This window comes from Streptomyces sp. RKND-216, assembly GCF_004795255.1.
GTDB classification, from domain to species: domain Bacteria; phylum Actinomycetota; class Actinomycetes; order Streptomycetales; family Streptomycetaceae; genus Streptomyces; species Streptomyces hazeniae.
Map to the genome: position 1 here is coordinate 5,477,353 of NZ_SSBQ01000002.1, position 18,536 is coordinate 5,495,888.

Sequence of the window (18,536 nt, forward strand, 5' to 3'; positions counted from 1 at the left end):
GCAGCGTGCCCGCCGCCCGGCGGGCCGACAAGGCCCGAATCGCTCCGCACTGCGGGGTGCATACTGTGCACATGCACAACATGCCGCCCCCCCAGGGCGGGGTCGCGGACACCGCGGCCCCAGGGCCGCCGTCCGCCGGGCTGCGCGCCCTGGTGCGGGACTGCCTGGACGATGTCGACGCCCTCGTCGACCGCTACGCCGCCGAGGTCTCCGCCTTCGACGACTACCGCGCCACCGTCCCCGCGCAGGACCTGCGCGACACCGCCCGGGCTTGCTTCGAGATGCTGCTGCGGATGATCGGCGGCCTCCCGGTCACCCGCGAACTGCGCGAGACCCCGCAGCGGCTCGGACATCGACGCGCCCGCCAGGGCGTCCCCCTGGAACGCATGCTCCAGGCCGTGCGGATGGACTTCCGCATCCTGTGGGAGGCGTTCACCGAACGCACCCCGCCCGAGGGCCTGCCGCAGCTGACCCTCTCGGCGGTGCGCGTCTGGGAAGCGGTCGAGTTCCACACCGTCGAGGCGCACGCCGCCTACCTGGACGAGGTCGCCGTCCAGGCCCGCGAACGGGAGCGGGCCAAGGCCGCGCTGCTAGGCCGCCTGCTCTCCTCCGACGGCCGCGACCAGCAGTTGGTCTCCCAGGCGGCGACCCTGCTCCAAGCCGACGTCCAGGACGCCTTCGGCGTCGCCGCCGCGCTGCCGGAGCGCTCGCAGGAGCTCCGGCGGGCGGCTGCCCGCCTCGGCCCCGATGTCGCCCATCTGCACCAGCACCACGGCACGCTGCTGCTCCTGGCCCGCCTCCCCGCGGGCGCCGGCGGCCTGCCGCCGGGCTGGCCCGCCGACGTGCCGTGCGCCGTGGCGCCGGTGGCGCACGGCCTCGCCCGCGTGCCCGCCATGGTCCGGGTCGCGGCGGCGGTGGCCGCCGCTCTCGACGACGAGGCCGCCGGCCCGGTGCCGCTCAGCGACGCATGGATGCCGCTGGCCGCGGCACGCCTGGGGGAGACGGGAGCGCTGCTGGCCGAGAGCGTCCTGGCGGGCCTGGAGCCGCTGGCAGTCCACGAACGCGAGCGGTTGCTGGAGACCGTGACCGCGTACTGCGACTCCGGATCCGTCGCCGAGACCACCCGCCGGTTGTACTGCCACCGCAACACCGTGCTGAACCGCCTGGGCCGCTTCACCGAGCTGACCGGCCTGCGGGTGACCCGGCCGGTCGAGGCCGCCACTGTCCTGTTCGCCCTCCGCTGCGCCCGGCTGCATGCCGGATGGGCGGCTGCACAGGACGGTCCGGCCCCGCCCGCAGCGGGCTGAGCGCGCCGCGACCCCCCTCCGTGACGCCGCCCGCGCCGGTAATCGGGTTCAGTGGTGCCTTCGCGGCGCGATAGGCTCGGTACCTGCCGTAACGCCCGGAGCGGACCGCACCCACCGGGCGACGGCCGACCCAGAACGAGAACCGAGGGAAGCGGTGCAGCGTGTCCGGTGGTGAAGTGGCCGGTCTGCTGGTGGCGGTCTTCTGGGCGATCCTGGTGTCGTTCCTCGCCGTGGTGCTGGTGAGGCTCGCCCAGACGCTCAAGGCGGCGACCAAGCTGGTGACGGGCGTGACCGAACGAGCGGTCCCCCTGCTGTCCGAGGCGTCGGAGACGGTGCGCTCCGCGCAGTCGCAGCTGGAACGGGTCGACTCGATCGCGTCCGACGTCCAGGAGGTCACCTCCAACGCCAACGCGCTGTCCACCACGGTCTCCACGGTCTTCGGCGGGCCGCTGGTCAAGGTGGCCTCGTTCGGCTACGGCGTGCGCCGTGCCCTGCGGCGCCGCGGCGAGCCCGCGCCGCCGCCCCGCAACGTCGTCCCCGGCCGTACGCTGCCCGCCGCGCGCAAGGGCGGCCGCTCGACCCGCCGAAAGAGCTGATCACGCCATGTTCCGACGCGCCTTCTGGTTCACCACCGGCGCCGCAGCCGGCGTGTGGGCCACCACCAAGGTCAACCGCAAGCTGCGCAGCCTCGCGCCCGACTCGCTCGCGGCCCGCGCCGCTGACAAGGCGGTCGAGACCGGCCACCGCGTCCGGGAGTTCGCGCTCGACGTGCGTGCGGGCATGGCGCAGCGCGAGGACGAACTCACCGACGCGCTCGGCCTCCAGGCGTCGCCCGACGCCGACCACCCCGAACTTCCCGCCCGCACCGCCCGCAGGCCGTTGCCGGGCACGACCACCGTCGACCGTTACGACCGGAATGAGGACCACTGATGGAGTCGGCTGAAATCCGCCGCCGCTGGCTGCGCTTCTTCGAGGAGCGGGGGCACACCGTCGTGCCGTCGGCGTCGCTGATCGCGGACGACCCGACGCTGCTGCTCGTCAACGCGGGCATGGTCCCCTTCAAGCCGTACTTCCTCGGCGAGTCCACCGCGCCGTACAACCGCGCCGTCAGCGTGCAGAAGTGCGTGCGGACGCCGGACATCGAGGAGGTCGGGAAGACCACCCGGCACGGCACCTTCTTCCAGATGTGCGGCAACTTCTCCTTCGGCGACTACTTCAAGCAGGGTGCCGCCACGCTCGCCTGGGAACTGCTCACCTCCTCCGTCGAGGACGGCGGCTACGGGCTGGACCCGGAGCGGCTGTGGATCACCGTCTACACCGACGACGACGAGGCCGAGCGCATCTGGCGCGAGGACGTCGGCGTGCCGGCCGAGCGCATCCAGCGTCTCGGCATGGAGGAGAACTACTGGTCCATGGGCGTCCCCGGCCCCTGCGGACCCTGCTCGGAGATCAACTACGACCGGGGCCCGGAGTTCGGCGAGGAGGGCGGCCCAGCCGTCAACGACGAGCGCTACGTGGAGATCTGGAACCTGGTCTTCATGCAGTACGTCCGCGGCGAGGGCACGGGCAAGACCGACTTCGAGATCCTCGGCGAGCTGCCCACCAAGAACATCGACACCGGCCTCGGCCTCGAACGCCTGGCGATGATCCTGCAGGGCGTGCATAACCTGTACGAGATCGACACCTCCCGCATGGTCATCGACAGGGCCGGCGAACTCACCGGTACGACCTACGGGGAGAAGGACGCCGCCGACGTCTCGCTGCGCGTGGTCGCCGACCACGTCCGCACCGCCGTCATGCTCATCGGTGACGGCGTCACCCCCGGCAACGAGGGGCGCGGCTACGTGCTGCGCCGCATCATGCGCCGCGCCATCCGCAACATGCGCATCCTCGGTGCCACCGGTCCCACCGTCGGCGAGCTGACCGACACCGTGATCAAGGCCATGAGCCCGCAGTACCCGGAGCTGGCCGAGGACCGCAGGCGGATCGAGACCGTCGCCCTCGCCGAGGAGGCCGCCTTCCTCAAGACCCTCAAGGCCGGCACCAACATCCTGGACACCGCCGTCACCGAGACCCGTGCCGGCGGCGGGAAGGTGCTGGCCGGCGACAAGGCGTTCCTGCTCCACGACACCTGGGGATTCCCCATCGACCTCACCCTGGAGATGGCCGCCGAGCAGGGCCTGTCCGTGGACGAGGACGGCTTCCGCCGCCTGATGAAGGAGCAGCGGGACCGCGCGAAGGCCGACGCCCGCGCCAAGAAGACCGGTCACGCCGACCTGTCCGCCTACCGCGCCGTCGCCGACGCCTCCGGCACCACCGTCTTCACCGGCTACACCGACACCGAGGGCGAGTCCACCGTCGTCGGCCTGCTCGTCGACGGCGCCTCCGCCCCCGCCGCCCACGAGGGCGACGAGGTGGAGGTCGTGCTCGACCGCACCCCGTTCTACGCGGAGGGCGGCGGCCAACTCGCCGACACCGGGAGGATCCGCCTCGAGACCGGCGCCGTCGTCGAGGTCCGCGACGTACAGCAGCCGGTGCCCGGGGTCAGCGTGCACAAGGGCGTCGTCCAGGTCGGCGAGGTCACCGTCGGCGCGTCGGTCCACTGCGTCATCGACCTCGCACGCCGCCGTTCCATCGCCCGCGCCCACAGCGCCACCCACCTCACCCACCAGGCGCTGCGCGACGCCCTCGGCCCGACAGCCGCCCAGGCCGGTTCGGAGAACTCCCCGGGCCGCTTCCGCTTCGACTTCGGCTCGCCGAACGCCGTGCCCGGCACGGTGCTCACCGACGTCGAACAGAAGATCAACGAGGTGCTGGCCCGCGAACTCGACGTCACCGCCGAGGTGATGTCCATCGCCGACGCCAAGAAGCAGGGCGCGCTCGCCGAGTTCGGCGAGAAGTACGGCGAGCAGGTCCGCGTGGTGACCATCGGCGACTTCTCCAAGGAGCTGTGCGGCGGCACACACGTGCACAACACCGCACAGCTCGGACTGGTCAAGCTGCTCGGCGAGTCCTCCATCGGCTCCGGCGTGCGCCGCGTGGAGGCCCTCGTCGGCGTCGATGCCTACCGCTTCCTCGCCCGCGAGCACACCGTGGTCTCCCAGCTCACCGAACTGGTCAAGGGGCGGCCGGAGGAGCTGCCGGAGAAGATCTCCGGCGTGCTCGGCCGGCTCAAGGACGCCGAGAAGGAGATCGAGCGCTTCCGCGCCGAGAAGGTGCTCCAGGCCGCCGCCGGGCTGGCCGAGGGCGCCAAGGATGTCCGCGGCACCGCACTGGCCGTCGGACGGGTGCCGGACGGCACCACCGCCGACGACCTGCGCACCCTCGTGCTGGACGTGCGGCAGCGCCTGGCGGGCCGGCCCGCCGTCGTCGCCCTGTTCACCGTGACGAACGGCCGCCCGCTGACCGTGGTCGCCACCGACGCCGCAGCCCGCGACCGCGGGCTGCGCGCGGGCGACCTGGTCCGCGCCGCCGCCAAGACCCTCGGCGGCGGAGGCGGCGGCAAGCCGGACGTCGCCCAGGGCGGCGGGCAGAACCCGGAGGCCGTCACCGAGGCCATGGCCGCCGTGGAGCGGCTGGTCGCCGAGGCCGGCTGATGCGGCGCGGCAGGCGCCTCGCCGTCGATGTCGGCGATGCCCGGATCGGGGTCGCCTCGAGCGACCCCGACGGGATGCTGGCCACGCCCGTGGAGACCGTACCGGGGCGCGACGTCCCGGCGGCCCAGCGGCGGCTCGCCGCGCTCGTGGCGGAGTACGAGCCGCTCGAGGTCGTCGTGGGCCTCCCGCGTTCGCTCAGCGGAGGCGAGGGGCCCGCCGCGGCCAAGGTCCGTGCATTCGCCACGCGGCTGGCCGGGAACGTCCACCCGGTGCCGGTGCGGCTGGTCGACGAGCGGATGAGCACCGTCACCGCCGCGCAGGGCATGCGCGCCTCCGGGGTCAGCGCGAAGAAGGGCCGCTCCCGGATCGACCAGGCGGCAGCCGTGGTCATCCTCCAGAGCGCCCTGGAGACCGAACGGACGTCGGGCGGGCCGCCGGGGCAGTGCGTCGAAGTGGTCATCTGATCGCGATACGGTAACGTGCGGCGCGACGCCGGACGTTCGAACACCGTCTCCCCGGACGGACCGCCGAACGGACCGCGCGGTAATCGCGCACACCACCGCTGCCGCTTGGCGGCGCAAGGGGATCGATGACTGACTATGGCCGGGGCCCCGGCTCCGAACCGTGGCACCCGGAAGACCCCCTGTACGGGGACCAGGGATGGCACGGTGGACAGCAGGCCGGCCCTTCCGGCGACTGGGACCAGCAGGCCGACCCGTACGCGGACCCCTACGCCACCGGGCAGTACGCCCAGGGCGGCTACCCGGGCGAGACCTACGCCGCCGGGGGCCACCCGGCCGGCGGCTACCCCGACGCGCCGTACCCCGACGCCGGGTTCCCCGGGCCGCACTACGGCGGTCACCCGGGCGGCGGACCGCAGGCGCACGCGAAGCCCGGCTACGGCGGCCAGGGCGTTCCCGGCCACCAGCAGCCGGGCCCGCACGACACCGGCTGGCAACAGCCGGTGCCGCCGGCCGACCCCTACCAGCAGGGCGGGCAGCCCTATGGAGCGCACGGCGGCCACCCCGGGCACGGCGCCTGGGACACCGGTTCTCCGCACGGCCCGCATACAGGGCAGCCCGGTGACCCGCACGACCTGGGCGCCACCGACCCGTACGGCATGGAGGCCGTCTCCCCGGAGTCCGGCCCCGACGGCCCCGCAGGGGCCCCCGTCGGCCGCGGCAGCGGCCTCCCACGCACCGGCCCCGATCCGGAGACGGGCTGGGACCCCGGCCCCGACCAGGGCGAAAGCGCTTTCTTCGGCGGAGACGACGAGGACGACGACCGCTACGCCGAGGACGACTCCGGCACGGGCCGGGGCGGCGGCCGCAAACGCGGTGGCACCAAGCGCGGCGGCACCAAGCGCCGCAGCGGCGCCGCCTGCCTCGTGGTGATCCTGCTGCTGGGCGGGGTGCTCGGCGCCGCCGCCTGGTTCGGCTACGGCTTCTACCAGTCGCACTTCGCCGCCGCCCCGGACTACAGCGGCGACGGCACCGGCCAGGTCCAGGTGGAGATCCCGGACGGCTCCTCCGTCGCCGACATGGGCACCGCGCTCAAGGAGGCCGGGGTCGTCAAGAGCGGCCAGGCGTTCGTCGAGGCCTCCGCCGGCGACGGCGACAAAGCCCAGTCGGTCCAGCCCGGCTTCTACACGCTGCGCAAGGAGATGTCCGCGGACGCGGCCATCGACATGATGCTCGACCCGGCCAGCCAGAGCAGCCTGATCGTCCCCGAAGGGCTGCGCGCCTCCCGCGTCTTCGAGATGATCGACGAACGCACCGGCTCCGAGAAGGGCACCACCGAGAAGGCGGCCGAATCCGGCGAACTGGGCCTGCCCGAGTGGGCCGACGGGCGCGTCGAGGGCTTCCTCTACCCCTCCCGGTACAGCGTGACCGAGGACTCCGATCCCGCCGACGTCCTGCGCAAGATGGTCGCGCGCGCCGACGCCCACTACGAGAAGGCCGATCTGAAGGGCCAGGCGGACACCCTCGGGCTGGACTCCCCGCTGGACGTCCTCACCGTCGCGAGCCTGGTGCAGGCGGAGGGCAAGTACCAGCGCGACTTCGTGAAGGTGTCCCGCGTCGTCTACAACCGCCTGAAGCCCGACAACACCGAGACCAACGGCTACCTGCAGTTCGACTCGACGTACAACTTCGCCAAGAACCAGTCGACGCTGCACGTGCCGTCGCCGAGCGCCATGGCGAAGTTCGACCACCCGTACAACACGTACGCCAAGAAGGGCCTGCCGCCCGGCCCCATCAACAGCCCCGGCCAGGAGGCGATCGACGCCGCGCTCGACCCGGCCGAGGGCGACTGGTTCTACTTCGTCTCGATCACCGAGGACAACACCGTCTTCTCGGACACCTACGAGGAGCACCGGCGCAACGTCCGGAAGTACGAGGAGGCCCAGCAGTGACGGTGCGGCGGGCGGCTGTGCTCGGCACGCCGATCGGGCACTCCCTCTCGCCCGAACTGCACCGGGCCGCCTACGCCGCCCTCGGGCTCACTGACTGGACCTACGAGCGGTTCGAGGTGGGCGAGGAGGACCTGCGGTCCTTCCTCGCCGGCCTCGGCGAGGAGTGGGCCGGCCTGTCACTGACCATGCCGCTGAAGCGGGCGGTGATCCCTCTGCTCGACGAGGTCAGCGCCACGGCCGCATCGGTGGAGGCCGTCAACACGGTGGTCTTCCGGGCCGACGGCCGCCGCGTCGGCGACAACACCGACATCCCCGGCATGGTCGCCGCCCTGCGGGAACGCGGCGTCGGCCGGATCGAACGGGCCACCGTGCTCGGGGCGGGCGCCACGGCCTCCTCCGCACTTGCCGCGCTGTCCCAGGTGTGCACCGGCCCCGTGGCGGCCTACGTGCGCAGCGACGCCCGCGCGGAGGAGATGCGCGGCTGGGGCGAACGCCTCGGCGTCGACGTGCGGCCCCGTCCCTGGCGCGACGCGGCCGAAGGGCTGGACGCGCCGCTGGTCGTCGCCACCACCCCGGCCCGCGCCGCCGACCACCTGGCGGCCTCGGTGACCGAGCACCCCGGGACCCTTTTCGACGTGCTCTACGACCCCTGGCCCACCCCGCTCGCCGCAGCCTGGGACAAGGCCGGCGGCACGGTCGTCGGCGGACTCGACCTCCTCGTGCACCAGGCGGTGCTGCAGGTCGAGCAGATGACCGGTCGCGCCCCCGCGCCGCTCGCCGCGATGCGTGCGGCGGGCGGGACCGCCCTCGCCCGGCGCGGGGCGCCGGGGAGCTGACACGCCCGTCGTCCGGCACCCGGACCGGCACTCGCCGGACGGGCGGGGCGTGGGAGGATCAAGACGAGGACGACGTGAGCGCCCGGACACCCGCTCCGGGGCGCGAGACGGAGGAGCACCTTTGAGCAGGTTGCGCTGGCTGACGGCCGGGGAGTCGCACGGACCCGCACTGGTGGCGACGCTGGAGGGCCTGCCCTCCGGCGTGCCCGTGACCACGGACATGGTCGCGGACGCCTTGGCGCGCCGCCGCCTCGGGTACGGACGGGGCGCCCGGATGAAGTTCGAGCGCGACGAGGTCACCTTCCTCGGCGGCGTCCGGCACGGCCGCACCCTGGGCTCCCCGGTCGCGATCATGGTCGGCAACACCGAGTGGCCCAAGTGGGAGAAGGTGATGGCCGCCGATCCGGTCGACGCCGACGAACTCGCCGCACTCGCCCGCAACGCCCCGCTGACCCGGCCCCGCCCCGGCCACGCCGACCTGGCCGGCATGCAGAAGTACGGCTTCGACGAGGCACGGCCCGTACTCGAGCGGGCCAGCGCCCGGGAGACCGCCGCACGCGTCGCCCTCGGCACCGTTGCCCGCTCCTACCTGAAGGAGACCGCTGGCATCGAACTGGTCTCCCACGTGGTCGAACTCGGCGCGGCCCGGGCCCCGTACGGCGTGGTCCCCGTGCCCTCGGACGTGGAACGGCTCGACGCCGACCCCGTGCGCTGCCTCGACACCGCGGCGAGCGAGGCGATGGTCGGCGAGATCGACCAGGCCCACAAGGACGGCGACACCCTCGGCGGCGTCGTCGAGGTCCTCGCCTACGGCGTGCCCGTGGGCCTCGGCTCGCACGTGCACTGGGACCGGCGCCTGGATGCCCGGCTGGCCGGCGCGCTGATGGGCATCCAGGCCATCAAGGGCGTCGAACTCGGCGACGGCTTCGACCTCGCCCGCGTCCCCGGCTCCCAGGCGCACGACGAGATCACCCGCACCGACCAGGGCATCCGCCGCACCTCCGGCCGCTCCGGCGGCACCGAGGGGGGCCTGTCCACCGGCGAACTGCTGCGCGTGCGCGCGGCGATGAAGCCCATCGCCACCGTGCCCCGCGCCCTGGCGACCGTGGACGTCACCACCGGCGAGCCCGCCGTTGCCCACCACCAGCGTTCCGACGTGTGCGCCGTGCCCGCCGCGGGTATCGTCGCCGAGGCCATGACCGCCCTGGTCCTCGCCGACGCGGTGGCGGAGAAGTTCGGCGGCGACAGCGTCGCCGAGACCCGCCGCAACGTCACCGGCTACCTCGACAACCTGGAGATCCGGTGACCGGGCCCGTCGTCGTCCTCGTCGGCCCGCCCGGCGCCGGCAAGTCCACCGTCGCCGCCGTTCTCGCCGCACGCCTCCAGGTCGCCCTCCGCGACACCGACGACGATGTCGCACGGCAGGCCGGCAAGGAGATCCCCGAGATCTTCTTCGACGACGGCGAACCGCACTTCCGCTCCCTCGAACGCGCCGCTGTCGCCGCCGCCCTGGCCGAACACGACGGCGTGCTCTCGCTCGGCGGCGGCGCGGTCCTCGCCGAGGAGACCCGCGCGCTGCTCGCCGGGCTGCCCGTCGTCTTCCTCGACATGTCCCTCGCCTCGGCGGTGCGCCGGGTCGGCCTCGACGCGCCCCGTCCGCTGCTCACCGTCAACCCGCGCAAGCAGTGGCGCGAGCTGATGGAGAAGCGCCGCCCCCTCTACACCGAGGTCGCCCGTGCCGTCGTCGGCACGGACGACCGCACCCCCGAAGAGGTCGCGCAGGCCGTCCTCGACGCATTGGAGCTCAAGCAGGCATGAACACCGACGACACGCAGCGGATCACTGTCGGCGGCAGTGCGGGGACCGCGCCCTACGACGTGCTCATCGGACGGCAGCTGCTCGGCGAACTCCCGAAGCTGATCGGGGAGAAGGCGAAAAGGGTCGCCGTCCTCCACCCCGAGGCGCTCGCCGAGACCGGCGACGTGCTCCGGCAGGACCTCGCCGACCAGGGCTACGAAGCGGTCGCCGTCCAGGTGCCGAACGCGGAGGAGGCCAAGACCGCCGAGGTCGCCGCCTACTGCTGGAAGGCCCTGGGTCAGACCGGCTTCACCCGCACCGACGTCATCGTCGGCGTCGGCGGCGGCGCCACCACCGATCTGGCGGGCTTCGTCGCCGCCAGCTGGCTGCGCGGCGTGCGCTGGATCGCCGTGCCCACCACCGTCCTCGGCATGGTCGACGCCGCCGTCGGCGGGAAGACCGGCATCAACACCGCCGAGGGCAAGAACCTCGTCGGCGCCTTCCACCCGCCCGCCGGCGTGCTGTGCGACCTCGCCGCCCTGGAGTCCCTGCCCGTCCACGACTACGTCAGCGGACTCGCCGAGATCATCAAGGCCGGCTTCATCGCCGACCCGGTCATCCTCGACCTCATCGAGAAGGACCCGGAGGCCGCCCGCACGCCCGCCGGGCGGCACACCACGGAACTGCTGCGCCGCTCCATCCAGGTCAAGGCGGACGTCGTCTCCGGCGACCTGAAGGAGTCCGGCCGCCGCGAGATCCTCAACTACGGCCACACCCTCGCGCACGCCATCGAGAAGAACGAGCGCTACGAGTGGCGGCACGGAGCCGCCGTCGCCGTCGGCATGGTCTTCGCCGCCGAACTCGGCCGGATCGCCGGGCGGCTGGACGACGCCACCGCCGACCGGCACCGCGCGGTCCTCACCTCCGTCGGACTGCCTGTCACCTACCGCGGCGATCAGTGGCCCCGGCTGCTGGAGACCATGAGGGTCGACAAGAAGTCCCGCGGCGACCTGCTGCGCTTCATCGTCCTGGAGGGTCTCGCACGGCCCGCGGTGCTCGAAGGTCCCGATCCGGCGATGCTGCTCGCCGCGCACGCGGAGATCGCCGCGTGAGCCCCGCGCGCGAGGTTCTTGTCCTCAACGGGCCGAACCTCGGCCGGCTGGGCTCCCGTGAACCCGACGTCTACGGCACCACCTCCTACGCCGGGCTGGTGCGCCGCTGCACCGAACTGGGCGGGGAACTGGGCCTGGCGGTGGAGGTGCGGGAGACCAACGACGAGGGGGAGATGATCCGCTGGCTGCATGAGGCCGCGGACCGCGCCACGCCCGTGGCGCTCAACCCCGGCGCGTTCACCCACTACTCGTACGGCATGCGGGACGCCGCCGCGCAGCGCACCGCGCCGCTGGTCGAAGTGCACCTCTCCAATCCGCACGCCCGCGAGGAGTTCCGGCACACCTCGGTCGTGGCGGCCGTGGCCGACGGCACGGTCGCCGGCTTCGGCGTCGGCTCCTACGAACTCGCGCTGCGCGCCCTCGCGGACCTGCTCCGCGACTGAACGCGCCGCGCACGTGACCCCGGCCGCGCGCCGGCCGGAAGGGCGCCCGCCCACACGCGCGGGCGACGGGGGAGGGTACCGTTCGGTATCCGACAATCAAACACCTGTGACAATCACAGAGTTGACGGACAGGGGAGCGGATGCAGCAGTACGGGACGCAGCAGCCGTTTCCACCCTCGGGGCCCGCGCCGGGTCACCCGCACGGGGGACAGGTGCCGCACCCCGGTCACCCGCCCGTGCCGCCGCCACCCCAGCCCGGCTGGGTCGGCGGGCCGGCGCAGCCCCCGCCGCCCGCCCCCGCCCCGCCGCCCGCCCCCGCCCCGCCGCCCGCCGACGGCGCCACCGGCCACGTACGCCTGCCCGCCGGCGACCCCGTTCCGCTGCCGCCCCCCGGCCGTGACCCTGCGGCACTGGATGCCGCCCGCGCGGCGGTCGCGGTGCTGCTCATCGGGCCCGCCGGCGCGGGCAAGACCACCGTGGCGCGCCACTGGGCCGACCGCCGGCCCGTCCCGACCGCGCACATCAGTCTCGACGACGTCCGCGAATGGGTCCGGTCCGGTTTCGCCGACCCCCAGTCCGGCTGGAACGACCACTCCGAGGCGCAGTACCGGCTCGCCCGCCGCACCTGCGGATTCGCCGCCCGCAACTTCCTGGCCAACGGCATCTCCTGCATCCTGGACGACGCCGTCTTCCCCGACCGGCCGGTCGTCGGCCTCGGCGGCTGGAAGCGCCACGTCGGGCCCGGGCTCATCCCGGTCGTGGTCCTCCCCGGCCTGGACGTCGTGCTGGAACGCAACGCCGAACGCACCGGCAACCGGCGGCTCAGCGACGAGGAGGTCGCCCACATCCACGGCCGCATGGCCGGCTGGTACGGCTCCGGGCTGCCCATCATCGACAACTCCCGGCAGGACGTCGCCACCACCGCGCGGATGCTGGACGACGTGGTCGCCCGCAGCCTGGCCAGCCCGCCCTCCTGGTAGCCGCGCGCGCCGGGGCCTCAGCGTCCGTCGCCCGCACGGCCCCTCCCGGACGGCCCCGCGCCGCCGTGAACCGTAGGCTCGCGGTATGTCCGACGTGCACTTGCTCCGGCGCTCCCGACTGCGGGAGCGCTGCGCGGCGCACGGCGGCGCGGCGTGCGCGGTCCTCGTCACCCGCGCGGCCAACGTCCGCTACCTGACCGGCAGCGCCGTCCCAGGGGCCGTGCTGCTTCTCGCCCCCGGCGGGCGCGACACGCTCGTCGTCCCCGCCGAACTCGCCCCCGCCGGTCAGCTCGTCTCCGGGGAGCGCAGCCTCCAGCTACAAGCCCCGGCCGCCGCTGACGAGGACGGCGCGGTCACCGCCGCCGCCCTCGCGGCCCGGGCCGGAGCGGACTCGCTGGCCGTCGAGGAGCACGACCTGACTGTGGCCCGCCACCGTGCTCTGGCCACCGCCGCCCCCGGCCTCGGCCTGACCGCGCTGACCTGCACCGTCGAACAGCAGCGGCTGGTGAAGGACGAGGAGGAGATCGCCGCGCTCCGGATCGCCGCGGAGATCACCGACCACGCCCTCGGCGAACTGCTCGAGTCCATACTCGTCGGCCGCACCGAACGCCACCTCGCCCTGGAACTCGAACGCCGGCTCATCGACCACGGCGCCGAGGGCCCGGCCTTCCCCACATCCGTGGCCACCGGCGGCCACGCCGGTCTCGCCGGCCACCTGCCCACCGACCGGCGCGTCGAGGAGGGCGACTTCCTGTCGGTGTGCCTCGGCGCCCGCTACCGCGGATACCGCTGCCGGATCGGGCGCACCTTCGTCATCGGGACGGCACCCTCCGACTGGCAGATCGAGCTGTACGAGCTGGTCTTCGCCGCTCAGCGCGCCGGGCGGGAGGCGCTGCTGCCCGGCATCCCCTGCCGCGAGGTCGACCGCGTCACCCGGCAGGTCCTCGACGCCGCCGGATACGGCGACGCCCTCGGCCCCGCCACCGGCCACGGGGTGGGACTGGAAATCGGAGAGGACCCTCGGCTGGCCCCCGGCGTCATGAGTAAACTGGACGATCGTGTGCCGGTCACCGTCGAACCGGGAGTCCACCTCCCGGGACGGGGCGGAGTCCGGCTCGACGACACACTCGTCGTCCGCCCGTCGGCGGACGGCGGGCCCGAGTTGCTCACGATCACGACCAAGGAGCTGCTGGCCCTGTAGCGCTGGGGCCCGCGCTCGCGCACCCGCAGCAGTCTGTAGGAGATTCCGCCACCGTGGCCACCACGAACGACCTCAAGAACGGCATGGTGCTCAAGCTCGAAGGCGACCAGCTCTGGTCCGTCGTCGAGTTCCAGCACGTCAAGCCCGGCAAGGGCCCCGCTTTCGTCCGCACCAAGCTGAAGAACGTGCTCTCCGGCAAGACCGTCGACAAGACGTTCAACGCCGGCACGAAGGTCGAGACGGCCACCGTGGACCGCCGCGGCATGCAGTTCTCGTACATGGACGGCGAGTACTTCGTCTTCATGGACATGGACACCTTCGACCAGATCCACATCACTCGCGAGGTCGTCGGCACCGCCGCGAACTACCTCATCGAGGGCTTCGAGGCCACCGTGGCGATGTACCAGGGCAACCCGCTCTTCGTGGAGCTGCCCGCCGCCGTCGAGCTGGTCATCGAGCACACCGAGCCCGGTGTGCAGGGCGACCGCTCCACCGGCGGTTCCAAGCCCGCCCGCCTGGAGACCGGTTACGAGGTCGGCGTACCCCTGTTCATCACCACGGGTGAGAAGATCAAGGTCGACACCCGCACCGGCGACTACCTCGGCCGGGTGAACAGCTAACCGTGGCAGCCCGCAACAAGGCGCGGAAACGCGCCTTCCAGATCCTCTTCGAGGCCGACCAGCGCGGCAGCGCCGTGACGGACGTCCTCGCCGACTGGATCCGGCATGCACGGTCCGACCCCCGGCAGCCGCCGGTCGGCGAGTACACCATGGAGCTGGTCGAGGGGTACGCCGAGCACGCGGAGCGCATCGACGAGCTCCTGTCGACCTACTCGGTGGGCTGGACACTGGACCGCATGCCGGACGTGGACCGCAGCATCCTGCGGCTCGGCGCGTACGAGCTGCTGTGGTCGGAGGAGACGCCCGACGCGGTCGTGCTGGACGAGGCCGTGCAGCTCGCGAAGGAGTTCTCCACCGACGACTCGCCGTCGTTCGTCAACGGGCTCCTCGGCCGGCTGAAGGACCTCGGCCCGAGCCTGCGCCGCTGACGGGAGCACGGAGGCCGTCACACGCCGCACCGGATACGCGTGGGGCCCGGGAAGCCACCGGCTTCCCGGGCCCCACGGCGTTTGCTCAGGCCTCCTCGTGCGAGACCGCGCGCCGCGCGTCCGCGTCCAGCACGCCCCAGCTGATCAGCTGTTCGGTCAGTACCGAGGGGGACTGGTCGTAGATCACCGCGAGGGTGCGCAGGTCGTCCTGCCGGATCGACAGGACCTTGCCGTTGTAGTCACCGCGCTGGCTCTGGATGGTGGCCGCGTACCGCTGCAGCGGGCCGGCCTTCTCCGCCGGCACGTGGGCCAGCCGCTCCAGGTCGAGGACCAGCTTCGGCGGCGGCTCTGCGGCCCCGCCCGGCGTGGTGCCCGGAAGCAGCTCCTGCACCGGGACGCCGTAGAAGTCCGCCAGCTCGGCGAGACGCTGTACGGTCACGGCGCGGTCGCCGCGCTCGTACGAGCCGACCACGACGGCCTTCCAGCGCCCCTGGGACTTCTCCTCGACACCATGGAGCGAGAGGCCTTGCTGAGTGCGGATGGCCCGGAGCTTGGCTCCGAGCTGTTTGGCGTATTCGCTGGACATAGGGCTCCCCGGACGAAGTCTTGGTAACTCACTGTGAGATTACGCAGCGTAATGTGCGCCGTCAAGCCGAACGGAGCCCGCTGCGTCCGATCAGGTCGAATACCCGCCCCCGACAGGACAGCGCAGGCAGGGCTGCTACTCTGGGCGGCGCACAACCTCAGACGTCCTTTAAGAACCGTCCCGTGAGGCGGAGAAGGAGGTCCTTTTCGCATGGACACCACCACCGGTCCGACGGCGGCGGGCGACGACCGTCCCGCTGCGCCGCGCCCCGTCCTCGAGGCGCCGGACATCGCGCGGGTCCTCACCCGCATCGCGCACGAGATCGTCGAACGCGCCAAGGGCGCCGACGACGTCGTGCTGCTCGGCATCCCCACTCGCGGCGTCTTCCTCGCCCGCAGGCTGGCCGTCAAGCTCGAGGAGATCACCGGCCGCACCGTGCCCGTCGGCTCCCTCGACATCACCATGTACCGCGACGACCTGCGGATGCGGCCCGCGCGTGCCCTCGCGCGCACCGAGATCCCCGCGGACGGCGTCGACGGACGTCTCGTCGTCCTGGTCGACGACGTGCTCTTCTCCGGCCGCACCATCCGCGCCGCACTCGACGCCCTCGGCGACATCGGACGACCGCGCGCGGTGCAGCTCGCCGTGCTCGTGGACCGCGGCCACCGCGAGCTGCCGATCCGCGCCGACTACGTGGGCAAGAACCTCCCCACCTCGCTGCGGGAGACCGTCAGAGTCCAGCTCACCGAGGAGGACGGCCGCGACGGCGTGCTCCTGGGTACCCGCGCGCCCGCCCCGGCCCGCGAGCGTTAGCACCCCGCCGAACGACTCCCGCGGACGGCGCGCGGCCCACCTCCGCCCCGCGCTGCCGGCAACAGCTCCGCCCGGCACCTCCTCACCCAGACAAGGCAACCGATGAAGCGTCATCTCATCTCGGCCGCCGACCTCACCCGCGACGACGCCGTACTGATCCTCGACACCGCCGAGGAACTCGCCCGCGTCGCGGACCGGCCGGTCAAGAAGCTCCCCACGCTGCGCGGCCGCACCGTGGTCAACCTCTTCTTCGAGGACTCCACCCGCACTCGGATCTCCTTCGAGGCCGCGGCCAAGCGGCTGTCCGCCGACGTCATCAACTTCTCCGCCAAGGGCTCCTCGGTCTCCAAGGGCGAATCCCTCAAGGACACCGCGCTCACCCTGGAGGCCATGGGCGCCGACGCCGTCGTCATCCGCCACCACGACTCCGGCGCCCCGCACCGCCTCGCCACCTCCGGATGGATCGGCGGCAGCGTCGTCAACGCCGGCGACGGCACCCACGAGCACCCCACGCAGGCGCTGCTCGACGCCTTCACCATGCGCCGTCGCCTGTCCGAGGGCGAGGGCACCGGACGCGACCTGGCCGGACGCCACATCACCGTCGTCGGCGACATCCTGCACAGCCGCGTCGCCCGTTCCAACGTCCACCTGCTCAGCACGCTCGGCGCACACGTCACCCTCGTGGCGCCGCCCACGCTCGTCCCGGTCGGCGTCGAGCACTGGCCCTGCGAGGTCAGCTACGACCTGGACGCCGTCCTGGACAAGACCGACGCCGTGATGATGCTGCGCGTCCAGCGCGAACGGATGAACGCCGCCTTCTTCCCCACCGAGCGCGAATACGCCCGCCGCTACGGCCTCGACGGACAGCGCATGGCCCGGATGCCGGCCCACGCCCTGGTGATGCACCCCGGCCCGATGAACCGCGGCATGGAGATCACCGCCGACGTGGCCGACTCCCCGCGCTGCACCGCGGTGGAACAGGTCACCAACGGCGTCAGCATCCGGATGGCCGTCCTCTACCTGCTGCTCGGCGGCAGCGAGCCCGCTGTCGCCACCCAGCCCAGCACGACACCGCCAGCACCCACCGCCGAGGAGAACGACCGATGAGCAAGACCCTGATCCGCGGGGCCCGCGTGCTCGGCGCTGAGCCAACCGACGTACTGATCGAGAACGGCAGGATCGCCGCCACCGGCACGGGCCTGGACGGCACCGGCGCCCCGGTGATCGACGCCGACGGGCAGATCCTGCTCCCCGGTCTCGTCGACCTGCACACCCACCTGCGCGAACCCGGCCGGGAGGACTCCGAGACCGTCCTCACCGGCAGCCGGGCGGCGGCCATGGGCGGGTTCACCGCCGTGCACGCCATGGCCAACACCTTCCCCGTCGCCGACACCGCCGGCGTGGTCGAGCAGGTGTGGCGCCTCGGCCGCGAGTCGGGCTACTGCGACGTGCAGCCCGTCGGCGCCGTCACGGTCGGTCTGGAGGGCAAGCAGCTGGCCGAATTGGGCGCCATGCACGACTCCGCCGCCGGGGTCCGCGTCTTCTCCGACGACGGCAAGTGCGTCGACGACGCCGTGATCATGCGCCGGGCACTGGAGTACGTGAAGGCGTTCGACGGCGTCGTCGCCCAGCACGCCCAGGAGCCGCGGCTCACCGAGGGCGCCCAGATGAACGAGGGCGTCGTCTCCGCCGAACTCGGCCTCGGCGGCTGGCCGGCCGTCGCCGAGGAGTCGATCATCGCGCGGGACGTGCTGCTCGCCGCCCACGTCGGCTCCCGGGTGCACATCTGCCACCTCTCCACCGCGGGCTCGGTGGAGATCGTGCGCTGGGCCAAGTCCAAGGGCTGGGACGTCACCGCCGAGGTCACCCCGCACCACCTGCTGCTCACCGACGAGCTGGTCCGCTCCTACGACCCGGTCTACAAGGTCAACCCGCCGCTGCGCACCGAGGCCGATGTCCGCGCACTGCGCGAGGCGCTCGCCGACGGCACCATCGACTGCGTGGCGACCGACCACGCCCCGCACCCGCACGAGGACAAGGACTGCGAGTGGGGCGCCGCCGCAATGGGCATGGTCGGCCTGGAGACCGCCCTGTCCGTGGTGCAGCACACGATGGTCGACACCGGCCTGCTGGACTGGGCGGGCGTCGCCGACCGGATGTCCACCCGACCCGCGGCCATCGGCCGCCTGGCCGGACAGGGCCGCCCCGTCTCACCGGGTGAGCCCGCCAACCTGACCCTCCTCGACCCGGCATACCGTGGTCAGGTGGACCCCGCGGGCTTCGCCTCGCGCAGCCGCAACACGCCCTACCAGGGTCGTGAGCTGCCCGGACGTGTCACTCACACCTTCCTGCGGGGAACGCCGACGGTCGTCGACGGAAAGCTGCAGTGAGCCCCTTGAACCAC

The 18,536-nt window shown here is 72.9% G+C and carries 19 protein-coding genes; 18 read left to right on the forward strand and 1 reads right to left on the reverse strand.

Features of this window, described 5'->3' with window-relative positions; all coding sequences use genetic code 11:
* The first annotated feature begins 71 nt into the window (after positions 1-71).
* The 15 genes from E4198_RS24190 to nusB all read left to right on the forward strand — a co-directional run bounded on the left by E4198_RS24190 (position 72) and on the right by nusB (position 14,733).
* Entirely contained in the window at positions 72-1,307 is a 1,236-nt protein-coding gene (locus E4198_RS24190; RefSeq protein ID WP_136185023.1) for a helix-turn-helix domain-containing protein, read from the forward strand.
* 161 nt (positions 1,308-1,468) lie between these two features.
* Positions 1,469-1,903: a DUF948 domain-containing protein gene (locus tag E4198_RS24195; RefSeq protein WP_136185024.1), complete on the forward strand. Its 435-nt coding sequence runs from the start codon at positions 1,469-1,471 to the stop codon at positions 1,901-1,903.
* A 7-nt stretch (positions 1,904-1,910) separates the two neighbouring features.
* On the forward strand, positions 1,911-2,237 hold the full coding sequence (locus E4198_RS24200) for a DUF6167 family protein (RefSeq protein WP_136185025.1): 327 nt from the start codon (positions 1,911-1,913) through the stop codon (positions 2,235-2,237).
* Positions 2,237-4,903, forward strand: a complete 2,667-nt coding sequence (gene alaS / locus E4198_RS24205) for an alanine--tRNA ligase (protein WP_136185026.1) — start codon at positions 2,237-2,239, stop codon at positions 4,901-4,903. Before E4198_RS24200 ends, alaS begins: the two co-directional genes overlap by 1 nt.
* On the forward strand, positions 4,903-5,367 hold the full coding sequence (gene ruvX, locus E4198_RS24210) for a Holliday junction resolvase RuvX (RefSeq protein ID WP_136185027.1): 465 nt from the start codon (positions 4,903-4,905) through the stop codon (positions 5,365-5,367). The genes alaS and ruvX overlap by 1 nt, the downstream gene beginning before the upstream one ends.
* A 125-nt stretch (positions 5,368-5,492) precedes the next feature.
* Positions 5,493-7,316, forward strand: coding sequence for an endolytic transglycosylase MltG (gene mltG, locus E4198_RS24215; RefSeq protein ID WP_136185028.1), 1,824 nt, complete (start codon positions 5,493-5,495; stop codon positions 7,314-7,316).
* On the forward strand, positions 7,313-8,152 hold the full coding sequence (locus E4198_RS24220; protein ID WP_136185029.1) for a shikimate dehydrogenase: 840 nt from the start codon (positions 7,313-7,315) through the stop codon (positions 8,150-8,152). Before mltG ends, E4198_RS24220 begins: the two co-directional genes overlap by 4 nt.
* 121 nt (positions 8,153-8,273) lie before the next feature.
* Entirely contained in the window at positions 8,274-9,458 is a 1,185-nt protein-coding gene (gene aroC, locus E4198_RS24225; protein ID WP_136185030.1) for a chorismate synthase, read from the forward strand.
* Positions 9,455-9,970: a shikimate kinase gene (locus E4198_RS24230; protein ID WP_136185031.1), complete on the forward strand. Its 516-nt coding sequence runs from the start codon at positions 9,455-9,457 to the stop codon at positions 9,968-9,970. Before aroC ends, E4198_RS24230 begins: the two co-directional genes overlap by 4 nt.
* Complete coding sequence (gene aroB, locus E4198_RS24235) at positions 9,967-11,061, forward strand: 3-dehydroquinate synthase (protein ID WP_136185032.1); 1,095 nt, start codon at positions 9,967-9,969, stop codon at positions 11,059-11,061. Before E4198_RS24230 ends, aroB begins: the two co-directional genes overlap by 4 nt.
* Positions 11,058-11,504: a type II 3-dehydroquinate dehydratase gene (gene aroQ / locus E4198_RS24240; protein WP_136185033.1), complete on the forward strand. Its 447-nt coding sequence runs from the start codon at positions 11,058-11,060 to the stop codon at positions 11,502-11,504. Before aroB ends, aroQ begins: the two co-directional genes overlap by 4 nt.
* Before the next feature lie 140 nt (positions 11,505-11,644).
* Complete coding sequence (locus E4198_RS24245; RefSeq protein WP_136185034.1) at positions 11,645-12,484, forward strand: AAA family ATPase; 840 nt, start codon at positions 11,645-11,647, stop codon at positions 12,482-12,484.
* A gap of 85 nt (positions 12,485-12,569) precedes the next feature.
* Positions 12,570-13,685, forward strand: a complete 1,116-nt coding sequence (locus tag E4198_RS24250) for a M24 family metallopeptidase (RefSeq protein WP_136185035.1) — start codon at positions 12,570-12,572, stop codon at positions 13,683-13,685.
* Positions 13,686-13,738: 53 nt separating this feature from the next.
* Positions 13,739-14,305, forward strand: a complete 567-nt coding sequence (gene efp, locus E4198_RS24255; RefSeq protein WP_027762624.1) for an elongation factor P — start codon at positions 13,739-13,741, stop codon at positions 14,303-14,305.
* 2 nt (positions 14,306-14,307) lie between these two features.
* On the forward strand, positions 14,308-14,733 hold the full coding sequence (nusB, locus tag E4198_RS24260; protein WP_027762623.1) for a transcription antitermination factor NusB: 426 nt from the start codon (positions 14,308-14,310) through the stop codon (positions 14,731-14,733).
* Between the two features lie 85 nt (positions 14,734-14,818).
* On the opposite strand, the gene bldD is transcribed toward nusB, so the two are convergent.
* Positions 14,819-15,319 carry a transcriptional regulator BldD gene (gene bldD, locus E4198_RS24265; protein WP_015661809.1) on the reverse strand — a complete coding sequence of 167 codons (501 nt, stop codon included), beginning with the start codon at positions 15,317-15,319 and terminating at the stop codon, positions 14,819-14,821.
* Between the two features lie 210 nt (positions 15,320-15,529).
* Here bldD and pyrR point away from each other — a divergent pair, with 210 nt between their 5' ends.
* From pyrR to E4198_RS24280, 3 genes are all read left to right on the forward strand, one after another.
* Positions 15,530-16,132: a bifunctional pyr operon transcriptional regulator/uracil phosphoribosyltransferase PyrR gene (gene pyrR / locus E4198_RS24270; RefSeq protein ID WP_136185036.1), complete on the forward strand. Its 603-nt coding sequence runs from the start codon at positions 15,530-15,532 to the stop codon at positions 16,130-16,132.
* Positions 16,133-16,234: 102 nt separating this feature from the next.
* A complete protein-coding gene (locus E4198_RS24275; protein WP_136185037.1) occupies positions 16,235-17,239 on the forward strand; it encodes an aspartate carbamoyltransferase catalytic subunit in 1,005 nt (334 codons plus the stop codon).
* Positions 17,236-18,522, forward strand: a complete 1,287-nt coding sequence (locus E4198_RS24280; protein ID WP_136185038.1) for a dihydroorotase — start codon at positions 17,236-17,238, stop codon at positions 18,520-18,522. Before E4198_RS24275 ends, E4198_RS24280 begins: the two co-directional genes overlap by 4 nt.
* Positions 18,523-18,536 lie beyond the last annotated feature (14 nt).

Coding starts and splice junctions, on each gene's coding strand:
- ruvX (WP_136185027.1), top strand. CDS start 4,903: ATGCGGCGCGGCAGGCGCCTCGCCGTCGATGTCGGCGATGCCCGGATC.
- mltG (WP_136185028.1), top strand. CDS start 5,493: ATGACTGACTATGGCCGGGGCCCCGGCTCCGAACCGTGGCACCCGGAA.
- E4198_RS24190 (WP_136185023.1), top strand. CDS start 72: ATGCACAACATGCCGCCCCCCCAGGGCGGGGTCGCGGACACCGCGGCC.
- E4198_RS24280 (WP_136185038.1), top strand. CDS start 17,236: ATGAGCAAGACCCTGATCCGCGGGGCCCGCGTGCTCGGCGCTGAGCCA.
- E4198_RS24245 (WP_136185034.1), top strand. CDS start 11,645: ATGCAGCAGTACGGGACGCAGCAGCCGTTTCCACCCTCGGGGCCCGCG.
- pyrR (WP_136185036.1), top strand. CDS start 15,530: ATGGACACCACCACCGGTCCGACGGCGGCGGGCGACGACCGTCCCGCT.
- alaS (WP_136185026.1), top strand. CDS start 2,237: ATGGAGTCGGCTGAAATCCGCCGCCGCTGGCTGCGCTTCTTCGAGGAG.
- bldD (WP_015661809.1), bottom strand. CDS start 15,319: ATGTCCAGCGAATACGCCAAACAGCTCGGAGCCAAGCTCCGGGCCATC.
- E4198_RS24250 (WP_136185035.1), top strand. CDS start 12,570: ATGTCCGACGTGCACTTGCTCCGGCGCTCCCGACTGCGGGAGCGCTGC.
- E4198_RS24275 (WP_136185037.1), top strand. CDS start 16,235: ATGAAGCGTCATCTCATCTCGGCCGCCGACCTCACCCGCGACGACGCC.
- E4198_RS24200 (WP_136185025.1), top strand. CDS start 1,911: ATGTTCCGACGCGCCTTCTGGTTCACCACCGGCGCCGCAGCCGGCGTG.
- aroB (WP_136185032.1), top strand. CDS start 9,967: ATGAACACCGACGACACGCAGCGGATCACTGTCGGCGGCAGTGCGGGG.